7 protein-coding genes are annotated in these 10,390 nt (G+C 70.5%); 4 read left to right on the top strand and 3 right to left on the bottom strand.

The window, feature by feature from the left end:
- The first annotated feature begins 99 nt into the window (after positions 1–99).
- The gene (uppS, locus tag K1Y72_RS18680) at positions 100–843 is read left to right on the top strand and encodes a polyprenyl diphosphate synthase (protein WP_308287139.1); all 744 of its coding nucleotides are present in this window, start codon (positions 100–102) and stop codon (positions 841–843) included.
- On the top strand, positions 840–2,300 hold the full coding sequence (locus tag K1Y72_RS18685; RefSeq protein WP_220167643.1) for an oxygenase MpaB family protein: 1,461 nt from the start codon (positions 840–842) through the stop codon (positions 2,298–2,300). The genes uppS and K1Y72_RS18685 overlap by 4 nt, the downstream gene beginning before the upstream one ends.
- Positions 2,301–2,343: 43 nt before the next feature.
- Here K1Y72_RS18685 and K1Y72_RS18690 read toward each other — a convergent pair whose 3' ends face one another.
- The gene (locus tag K1Y72_RS18690) at positions 2,344–3,357 is read right to left on the bottom strand and encodes an oxygenase MpaB family protein (protein ID WP_220167644.1); all 1,014 of its coding nucleotides are present in this window, start codon (positions 3,355–3,357) and stop codon (positions 2,344–2,346) included.
- Positions 3,358–3,440: 83 nt separating this feature from the next.
- Between K1Y72_RS18690 and K1Y72_RS18695 the strand changes: the two genes are divergently transcribed.
- On the top strand, positions 3,441–4,067 hold the full coding sequence (locus K1Y72_RS18695) for a TetR/AcrR family transcriptional regulator (RefSeq protein WP_220167645.1): 627 nt from the start codon (positions 3,441–3,443) through the stop codon (positions 4,065–4,067).
- Positions 4,068–4,082: 15 nt separating this feature from the next.
- Here K1Y72_RS18695 and K1Y72_RS18700 read toward each other — a convergent pair whose 3' ends face one another.
- Positions 4,083–4,466: a hypothetical protein gene (locus tag K1Y72_RS18700; RefSeq protein WP_220167646.1), complete on the bottom strand. Its 384-nt coding sequence runs from the start codon at positions 4,464–4,466 to the stop codon at positions 4,083–4,085.
- Positions 4,467–4,578: 112 nt separating this feature from the next.
- On the opposite strand from K1Y72_RS18700, the gene K1Y72_RS18705 reads away from it, so the two are divergent.
- Positions 4,579–5,397: a hypothetical protein gene (locus K1Y72_RS18705; protein ID WP_220167647.1), complete on the top strand. Its 819-nt coding sequence runs from the start codon at positions 4,579–4,581 to the stop codon at positions 5,395–5,397.
- On the opposite strand, the gene K1Y72_RS18710 is transcribed toward K1Y72_RS18705, so the two are convergent.
- The gene (locus tag K1Y72_RS18710) at positions 5,346–10,157 is read right to left on the bottom strand and encodes a ricin-type beta-trefoil lectin domain protein (RefSeq protein WP_220167648.1); all 4,812 of its coding nucleotides are present in this window, start codon (positions 10,155–10,157) and stop codon (positions 5,346–5,348) included. The genes K1Y72_RS18705 and K1Y72_RS18710 overlap by 52 nt on opposite strands.
- Between the last annotated feature and the right edge of the window lie 233 nt (positions 10,158–10,390).

Genomic DNA, 10,390 nt, shown 5'->3' on the forward strand with positions numbered 1-10,390 from the left:
GCGGCGGTCACTTTTGGATATCCTTCGATCGCAGCGAGTAACGATCTTTGCTCGCGGGCATGACCCATGGGACGGCCGTGGCGTGCGGTGGAGGAGCGGGTGGCAGTGGCGGAGGGGCCGCGCGGTACGCCGCGCCACGTGGCGTGCGTGATGGACGGCAACGGCCGGTGGGCCGCGCAGCGGTCGCTGCCGCGCACCGCCGGGCACGAGGCCGCCGAGGCCGCCGTCATCGACACCATCGAGGCCGCGCACGGCGCCGGCGTCGAGTGGCTCACCCTCTACGCCTTCTCCACCGAGAACTGGGGCCGCCCCGGCGGCGAGGTCGAGTTCCTCATGCGGCTCGCGCGGCGCACCGTCCGCCGCCGCGCGCTCTTCCTGCACGCGCGGGGCATCCGCTGCCGGTTCCTCGGCACCGGCGACCCGCGCATCCCGCCCGCCCTCGCCCGCGACATGGCCGACCTCACCGAGCTCACCCGCCGCAACCGGCGGATGACGCTCACCATCGCCCTCGACCACGGCGGCCGCCGCGACATCGTCGAGGCCGCCCGCTCGCTGATCCGCGGCGGCGTGCCCGCCGACCAGGTCACCGAGCACAGCTTCGCCGGCCACCTCCCGCACCCCGACACCCCGGACGTCGACCTGGTGATCCGCACCTCGGGGGAGCAGCGCATCTCCAACTTCATGCTCTGGCAGGTGGCCTACGCCGAATGGATCTTCCCGGGGGCGCTCTGGCCGGACTTCCGCGCCGCCGACTTCCGGGAGTGCCTGGACACCTACCGGCGCCGCGACCGCCGCTTCGGCGGCGTCCGCGCGCCGGCCGCCTCCGGAAAGGGACCACGATGAGCCCCGCACCCGTCCACGACGACCCCGCCGACGTGCTCGGCCCGCACGCGCTGCTCGCCTCCTACTGCGACGACGCCCGGTGGGGCCTCGCGGTCGTCCGCGCGACCGTGCTGGAGGCCGCGCACCCGCAAATCGGCGCCGCGCTGATCGACAACTCGACCTTCGTCACCCACCCCTGGCGGCGGCTCCGCAACACCCTGCTCAGCACCCGCCGCATCATGGACGCCGACCCCGACGTCCGCGACCGCGAGGCGGCCCGGCTGAACCGGCTGCACGCCCGCATCTCCGGTACCGACGAGGCCGGCCGCCCCTACAGCGCGTTGGACGCCGGCGCCCGCGCCTGGGTGGTCGCGACGCTGTTCGAGTCGACGGTCACCCTAGCCCGCCTGAGCGGCGAGTCCCTCGACGGCCCGTCCATGGAGCGCCTCTACGGCGAGTTCCGCGCGTTCCTCGCCCTGCTGGAGGGGAACGCCGACGCGCTGCCGCCGACGGTCCCCGAGTTCTGGCCCTACTACGACGGCATGCTCGCGCGGGGGCTGGAGAACACCGAGGCCATCCGCGTCATCCTCTACAAGCTGTTCGCGCACGTCCCCGCGCCGCCGGTGCTGCGCGGCCGCCCCGCGGTGTGGGCGGTCGGCCGGGCGGTGGGCGGCCCGGCCGCCGCGATGGTCGTCGTGGCGACGCTGCCGGAGTCCTTCCGGCGGCAGGCCGGCCTCGCCGACCTGCCCGGCGCGGGCGCGCTGAGCCGCGGCCTGCACCTCGGTACCGGTGTGGCGACCCGGCTGCTGCCGAAGGCATGGACCCGCACCGGCACCGTCATGGGCCTGCTCGACCCCGAGGGCGAGGAGCTGCCCGCCGTGCTGGAGGCGCTGCGCGGCCGGACGGGCCAGGCCGCCGCGCTGATCCGGCTGCTCACCCCCGACCGCGCGGACGCCGGCCCCCGCGCCGGGGACGGTCCCGCCGCCCGCTCGGCCGACCGGTTCTTCGCCGAGGTCCTCGACCAGACCGGCAACGGCACCCTGGACTGGCCCGACCTCGCCTCGATGGCCCGCGAGATCGCCGGCCGCCTCGACCTGGACGCGGCCGACGAGGAGCGGCTCTACGACGCCTACGCCCGCTGGTGGCGCGAGCTGCTCGCGGATCTGGACGCCGACGGCGACGGCCGCATCACGCGGGGGGAGTACGCGGCGGCGGCGTCCTCGCTCGCCGGGCCCGCCCTCATCCGCCTCGCCGAGGTGCTGTTCGCGACGGCCGACACCGACGGCGACGGCGACATCAGCGCGGCCGAGCACCGCGCCCTGTTCCGCACCGCCTTCGGCCGCGACCTGGACGGCCGGCCGGACGGGGAGGACGCCCGCGCCCGCTGCTCGCGCGCCGACTTCGTCCGCGACTTCGTGGCGTTCATGAGCGGGCAGCGGTCCTCGACCGCCTACGACGCGCTGCTCGTCCAGGCGTGACCGGACGCCGGTGCGGCACCGCCCGGCGGTGCCGCACCGGCCGTCACACGAGCGCGTTCGGGACGGCCTCGACCTCGGCGCGGCTCAGCACCGCGTCCGGGGCGGCGGGCGCGGTCGAGGCGACCGGCTCGGTGGTGCCGCCGGCGACGCGGGCCTCGGCCTGCCGGTACTCGGGCAGCGGTCCGGTCGCCTCGTGCAGGCCGTTGACCGCCAGCCAGAGCGCGGAGCGGCGGGCGCGCAGCGTCACCGGGTTCGGCGGCCGGTACATCGCGAGCTTCCGCGCCCACTCGGGCAGCATGTCGCGCGCCGCCCAGTCCATGAACTCGCTGCCGGGCCGCCAGGGCGGGACGCCGTTGCCGCGCAGGTTCGGTCCGGTGGAGAACGCCTTGATGGGGCTGACGGCGAGGCGCGGCAGGTAGGACTCCAGGCATGCGGCGACCTCGGCCTTGGTGGCCGGCAGGTCCGTCCCGCCGAGGGCCTCGCCGACGCGCGTGAACTCGCCGTAGTAGCGGTCCAGGCCGGCGCCGCGCAGCGGGCGCCGGTGGTAGCGCTCGTGCGCGGTCGCGAGGCCCCAGACGACGGTCGCGTAGTTCCAGCGCAGCCACTCGGGGTCGTCGGCGTCGTAGGGCAGCCCGTCCGGGCGCGTCCCCTTGATCGTGTGGTGCATGGCCCGGACGGTGCGGGCGAGGCGCTCGGCCGTCGCGGTGGAGCCGTAGGCGGTGCCGAGGAAGAACGACAGCGAGTGCCCGAGGCGGACCTTGGCGCCCTCCTCGTCGATCGCGCCGGTCGGCACGCCGTCCGCGCGCTCGACGAGGCGCGAGTGGTCGTGCGCCATCCAGCTGATGCTGGGGTCCAGGCCCTCGATGTAGGCGGCGGCGACCAGCCCGAGGATCACCGTCGGCAGGTGGGAGTGCACGTACCAGACGGCGCTGCCCGGCCCGAACCAGCCCGGGTCGCCGTCCGGGCCGTCGAACGCCAGGCCGCGGAAGAACCGCGACCGGATGTCGGTGTCGAAGGCGCGCTCGAAGCGCGCCGCGAGGGGGTTGGCTCTGGGCATGCCGGCACCGGCCCTTTCTGGATACGACCGTAGCCAGAGTAAGCATCTGGGTACACTCGTGTCCAGACTGCTAGGCTGCCTCCATGGCGGACACCCCGGCGGCGACGCGGTGGGCGGGCGTCCCGGCCGAGCGCCGCCGGGACGAGCGCCGCGAGATGCTCGTCCGCGCCGCCTACGCGCTGTTCGGCGCCGAGGGCGAGGCGGGGCTCACCGTCCGCGCGGTCTGCCGGGCGGCCGAGCTGCACACCCGCTACTTCTACGAGAGCTTCACCGACACCGCCGGGCTGCTCGCCGCCGTCTACGACCAGCAGGCGACCGCGCTCGCCGAGGTCCTGGCCCGCGCCGTCGACACCGCCGGCCCGCGCCCGGAGGCCCGCACCCGCGCCGGCATCCGCGCCGTCCTCGGCTTCATCAGCGACGACCCGCGCCGCGGCCGCGTCCTGTTCGCCGCCGCGCGCGGCAACGAGATCCTCGCCGCCCGCCGCCGCGCCGCCCAGACCGCCCTGCTCGACGCCGTCCTCGCCATGAGCCGCGTCGCGGACCCGGGCCCGCCCGCCGTCATCGCCGCCACCATGTTCACCGGCGCCATGAACGAGCTCGCCCAGCAGTGGGCCGACGGCCGCCTCGGCGACGACCTCGACACCGTCACCGACACCGCCGTCGCCCTCTCCCTGGCCCTCCACGACACCGCCGCCCGCGCCCTCCGCTAGACGACGGCGCCACGGTCAGGATTCAGGCGGCTGCACATGCTGGCGCACGGCGATATCGAGTTCCCGCCGCGTCCTCTGCCCAGGCTTCCGGAAGGTGCGCAGGCGGATACCGAAGGCCAAATCAGTGGACGCCCCTTGCCCACCCCTGACCTTGGCGTAGGCATTCCTCCACGGGGTCGCGAGTCCTGACGTTCCCGGCCGCTCCTCGGAACCGTGCGCCAACGCCGTCCCGGCAACGGCGGTGGAACGGCGCCTCTTGGGCAGCGCCGCAAGACCAGCGACGAGGAGCACCGCGACCACGCAGAGCACGCTTTCCAGATTCACGAATCCCGGCACGGCTGCCTTGTGGGTCTTGCGGTCGCTTCGCAACGCCGTCGGATACGCGAGGCCGGCCGGCACGTTCCCGGCGGACGGGGACGCCGTGGCCGCTGGGCCCGGCGTGGCCGCCGGAGCGATCTGGGGGAGCAGGCCCGCTGCCGAAGACGCCGGCGGAGTCGTCGAAGGGGCGGAGATGGATGCAGTCGGCTCGGAGATGACCGCAGACGATGCCGACGGGGCGCTAGTCGCATGCGTCGCATGGGGCGTGGGTTTCGGTGAAGGCTTCGGTGTGGCCGACGGCGACGGCGTCGGCTTCACGGCCGCCAGGGTGACCTTCGCGGTGGACTTCACCCCAGCCGCGCCGGTGGCCTGGGCACTCGAACTCAGCGTGAACGCCAGAGCCTTCGGGCCGCTCGGCGCGGTCAACGTCACGGGTACGGTGACACCGCCCGTTCCGACGTCGCCGAGACTGCAGCGCGCGGTCCCGGTCAGCGTGCAGCGGGCACCGATGGACACCGAGCGGGAATCGACCGTCAGGGTCAGCGTCGCGTTGCGGGCCTGCCCGCCGGTTGCGGCGACCCAGACCTCGGCTTGCACAGCACGGGTGCCCTTCGCCGAGGCGACCGAACCCTTCACGGTCGTGTGCAGGACGAGGACAGGTGCTCTCGCGGGCACTGCGGAGGCCGAAGGCGAGGTGGTGGCCGTCGCGGCCGGCGACCCATCGTCCGCCCAGGAGGGACCGGTAGAAATGATCACCATCAGCGGGCTCAGGAAGGCCAGAACATATAGATACCGTCCGCTCTTCGGCGGACGGCGGCGCACGGCGGTCATGGGCATGGAGTTCCTCGCATGCGGGGGCGGAGCACCCGCCGGCGGCCGTCGAGCCGACGGCCGCCGGCGGGCGGAGAAGAAAGGGGAAATCCCGTTCCCGAGGCGGGAATCTGGACGCCTACCACATGATCACGGGTACCTCCAGGTCTGGTCGGGGCCGATGGCGCAGGTGGCGACCTGAAGCTGGACGCCGTTCGCCGTGGTGTTGCCGGGATTGGTGAGGCAGAGCTTGGCGCCGGCGTTCCAAATCTCCCCGGCGGAGTTGAGGTACCACTGCTGGGTGGCGCTGCTCGACGAGCAGGTGGAGATGACGACCAGCGACTTGTTGGCCGTGCCGGAGGCGTTGAGGCACTTGCTCTTCCAGTGGATGGTGTGGTCCGGCTTCACCGTCCAGTCCTGGTTGGCGTTGGCGGCTGCTGAGCACGCCGAGATCGCTACCTTGTTGCCGTCGGCCTCGGCTCCGTCGCGATTGTCCATGCAGGGCCCGGCCCCGCTCACGAACCGTCCAGTCACGTCCGCCTGCTTGTTCAACGGGTCCAGCTGGTTCCCCGGGAACAGCCAGGTGTTGTACATGAGGACATTGGCCATGGTGCCGGTGAAGTAGCTCGGGTGTGCGGTGGTATTGCCGCCGGGAGAATTCACCCACGCCTTCACTGGGAAGACACCACCGCCGACGTAGACCTGGGGGTCGGAGACGCTGACGGTCGGGTTCAGAGCCATGGCGATCCGCGGGTGATTGTCGATGAAGAGCGACTGGTTCGCGCCGTCGGTCTCCAGCGTGACGGTATGCCACTGGCCGTCGTTCACCTGCCGGGGGGATGTCATGGGGCGAACCACACCGTTCCAGAACTGCGCGTACAGCCTTCCGTCGGTGCCGATGTAAGCGAGAGGCATCGCCGCCGCATTGTTCTTGTCGGGAGTGTCGTGCCCCGTCGATAGCAAGATGCCGCTAGTGCCGGGTTTGGCCTGGAACTGGAAGGACAGCGTCATCTCCGCCCTGTTCTGGAGCACCCCGTCGGGACCGAGCTTGATCCAGCTCTTGTCGCCCTCGAACTGCGCGACGCTGAGATGGACCGGGTCAGTCGACGGATCGGTCCAGGACACGTTGTTGAGCACGCCCGGCGTGCCCCCTTGGTCACTGGCCTGAGTGGTACCCGGCCCGTCGTGCAGTGACCAGTTGTGCAGCGGCGATGCGAGGTCGTTGTAGGGGCCGAGGGCGATCGACTTGCCGTCGGCAGCCATCCACAACGAGGTGGCGAAGATGAGGTTGCGCCACCACAGTTCGGTGGTGCCGTCGGCCCGAACGTCGGCCTGGACGAGCTTGGGCAGCCCTGGACCGAAGGTCCAGCGCTGGTTCGCCCCGCCGTTGCAGTCCCAGATGTCGAGTTGGGCTCCGGCAGCCGAGCCCGGCGCGTCCAGGCAGCGCCCGGAGTTCGGGTTCTTCAGGCCCCCGTTGTAAACCTGCCACTGCTGGTTCACCGCGCCTGCGACGCACGCGGACAGGTCCACCTTGGTGCCGTTGGCTTTGGCGGACGCTCCGCCAACGACCTCAAGGCACAGGCCAGTGTCGCCGGCCAGGTTGACGTTGCCATTGCTGTTCAGCGTCCACTGCTGCGCGGGGATCAGGCCGTTGCAGTCCCAGGCGCGAACGGCGGTGCCGTTGATGTGGGCACCGTCCAGCGCGTCGAGGCAGAGCGGGCCGCCCGGCCGGTCCATCCCCGACTTCAGCGACTTGCTCGTCCACGGCACGCTGATGGACGTCCAGGTGCCCTGTGTGCCGGGCGGTGAATTGGCGGCGGCGGTGGAGGACCAGAGGGCACCGTCGTCCCGCATCGCGAACAGGGTGGTCACGCCTTCCTTCTGGGAGGCGACGATGGTGAAGCGGCTCCACGTACAGGTAGGGCAGTCGTTGTTCGGGTTGTCCGGAGTCTTATCGCCGGAGTAGGTACCGCTGGAGGAGTCGCCTGGAGAAGCGATGACTCGAGCTTTGTTGTAGTCGGCGAAGGTATTGTTGCTGGAGAAGGCGACCAGCTCGCGCCCCTTTCCGTCCTCGCCGAGAATGCCGATCAGATCGGGCAGGCGGCTCGGCGCGTCGCCGGTCGCGTTCCCGGCTGCGATAAGCTGGGTCGGGTAGACATTACGGAAGTTGCGGTCGCGCAAGTGTTCAGGCTTGAGGTCCAGCTTCATATCGGATGTGGACGACAGGGGATCGGCGCTGTTCGTTCCGTACAGCACGGTCGCGTATCCCGGCCGTATCGGATCGCCCTGCGGATAGTAGACGGCCACATCCTGGACGTTGTCGTTGGTGAAGTCGCCGTGGAGGGGCTGTGCGCCGTTCCAATCGTTGACACTGGGAACGGTGTTGTAGCCGGGACCAGTCGCACCGATGTTGACCGGGCTGCTGACATGGCCGCCCGGAACGCCGGAGGCGAGCCATAGACCGGCGCTCGTCGTAGTCCCGTTCAAGAGGAGGTCGGGCACGTTGTCGCCGTTGATGTCGGCGTCACGGACCGCCGAAGCGGGCGCCTTGACACTGAAGGTGAAGAGTTGGCCGGAGCGTGAGGAGTCCACTGCCAGTTCGCTGTAGTTGCCACCTGCCGACATCGCCTTGACGGTGAGGGTGTTGGTGCCAACTCGTGTCAGCGTGATAGGGACGCTCTTCGCCACGTCACCGCTGGGAGCGGTGACGGTGACCGGCGGACCGCTGTTCAACTGGTACACGTACCCGGCCGTGTGTGCCTCGGTGGAGGAGTAGGCGCAGGCGGATGCGGGCGGATCGGCCAGGATGTCCTGGCACGGCGCGAACTGGAGGTCGACCTGGGCGCCGACGGTACCGATGGGCGAGCCGTCCGTGGTCGGCAACTTCACACCGGGCGCGTGCGGAGCACGTGGATCGTAGGTGAATCCGCATGTCGAAGACTTGGGACTGGTGAGCTCACCGTCGCTCGTCTGCGCATACCAGGTGAAGGTGTGCGCCGCGCCGTCACTGAACCACGTGCTCTGGATCGTCGACCGCTTGACCGTCGTGGTGAGGGCGGTCGTACCCGACTTGCTCTGCACGGTCGTCTTCCACACCTCCTTGCCGGTCGCGGTGTCGGTGACGTGGAAGGTGGTGGCGAGGGTGCCGCTGTCGGGGTCGGAATGGCGGGCCGAGAAGGTCATGTCGTCGTTGCCGATGACGACCTTGGCCGGGCTCGCCTGGCACGCGCCGCCAGGCGCCGAGGCCAGCCACTGCGGCGCGTTCGGAGTCCGGTTGAAGACCGTCGTCATCCGGACGTCCTTGGGCTTGATCTGCTTCCAGGTCATGGCGTTGCTCTCGTTGTGCGCCTTGAGCTGGAAATTGATCTTCGTGTCGGTCTTGTGGCCGCCGAGCCAGCTCTGCATGTGGCTCGTGATGTCGTAGCCGAGCTTCTTGTCCGAGCAGGCGGGCTTGTTGACATGGCCGAGCTCGCCGCCCTTGGGCGTCCAGTTCGGTTTGTTCGACTTGCTGAAGGCGTCGCTGAGATACAGGTCGGTGCCGACGGTCTCGGCCGAACATGACCAGCCTGGCGCGTGCCACGGGGCGATGTTCAGCTTCGACGACACGATCTTCCCGGCCTGGTGCAGCGCCTTGTCGATCGGCAGTTGGACGTACCCGCGGGACACGTAGGTGCCGGCCGAGCCGCGGGACACAGGTTGGGTGGTGTTGTAGGGGTACCAGCCCATGAAGCCGACCTGGATGTTGTGCTCCACCCGGCCGGTGTCGCTGTGTTTCTTCGTCGGCCGGTAGGCGTAGCCGTGAGCCGCGGGTCCGCTCGTCGTCCACTGCGCCCAGGTGCCGTCCTCATCGGCGTTGCCGCCACGCGGAGGATGCACCGGCGTGGGCGTCGGGTCCAGGTACACCGGATACACGGTCGATGCCGCGTTCAGGAACGCCTGGTCCGGCGTGATCTCCAACGTCTGCTCGCCGCCGTCGGTGTCGGACGCGGCCTTCAGTAGCGTCCCGGTGCGCTTCGGCGCGGCCGCCTGCTGCTGAGCGGTGGTGTCGCCCTTGACGACGGCGGTTTTCATCGCCTTCACGTGATCCGCCGGATCAGTGGCGGCCGCGGCCTTCGCAGCGGCGCCCGCCGCAGCCGGGGCGGGATCGGGATCGGTGTTGACCGGATCGGCGTCAGGCTCGTCGTTGTCGCCGGGCGGAGCCGACGCCGCGTCGGGGGCGCCGACGGTGTCCCACATCAGGGGTGCGTTGGCACTGTAGACGGGCTCGGCGTCGGCGTCGGCGGTGATGTCCAGCGTGCCGTCACCATTCTTGATCATGCTGGTGCCGCTGGACAGCCCGAGTCCGAACTTCAGCACCGTGAGCCACGGATTGGTGGCACCGGTCCTGTTCTTGATGATGATGAGTTCCTCGACGGACCCGTCGTCCTGGACCGTCAGCGTCATGTCGACGCCGGTGATGACCTCGCTGTAGGTGGCTGCCGCGCCGCTCAGCGTCGGCTTGGGCAGCGGCAGCCAGCCCATCGTGAAGCCGCGCCCGCCCGAGTCGAAGGTCGCGAACGGACCGACACCGCCGCCCGAAAGCTTGACGTCTCCGACGGTGACATTGGGGGAGACCGTCCCGTCGGAGTTGAAGTGCAGGGTCGGGTCCAGGTCCTTCCAGACACCCCCTTGACGTACCCGCACGGGCTCCAGGGCCTGTTCCACGCTGAGGGTGCCGTCGGGCTGGGCGGTCATCTGCGCCGTAGGGGTCGTCAGCGCGTCCACGACGACCGGCTCGTCGGTCGCGGCGGCCTGCGCGGAGGCCTTGGAGATGGCCTGGTCGCCCCTACTCTGCGTGGCGGCCGCTCCCGGTCCGGCAGCGAGCGGCTGGTGCGGAAGCGACGGGGACGCTTGCGCGGTCGATGCGATGTTGACAGCGATCATCACTGTCGATCCGGTCACCAGCGCGGTGAACGCGGTCATGGCGCGATGGGGCCTGCGCCTGAGGCGTCTACGGGTCAAATCCCAGCTCCTAAGGGATTCACGGTCCCCTCGACGCGGAGTCAGGGGACAGGGCATCACCATGAGAAGGCATCACCCTGACCGTGATCAATGACCAGATATGGCCAGGGGGTCACTCTGCGGGCGAAGATCGAATATTCGGGCAGCTCAGAGATCGTTTGCGCAGATGTGCAACGACTTGACTACGCAAACGG

It is taken from the genome of Actinomadura parmotrematis (assembly GCF_019458805.1).
Classification (GTDB): domain Bacteria; phylum Actinomycetota; class Actinomycetes; order Streptosporangiales; family Streptosporangiaceae; genus Spirillospora; species Spirillospora parmotrematis.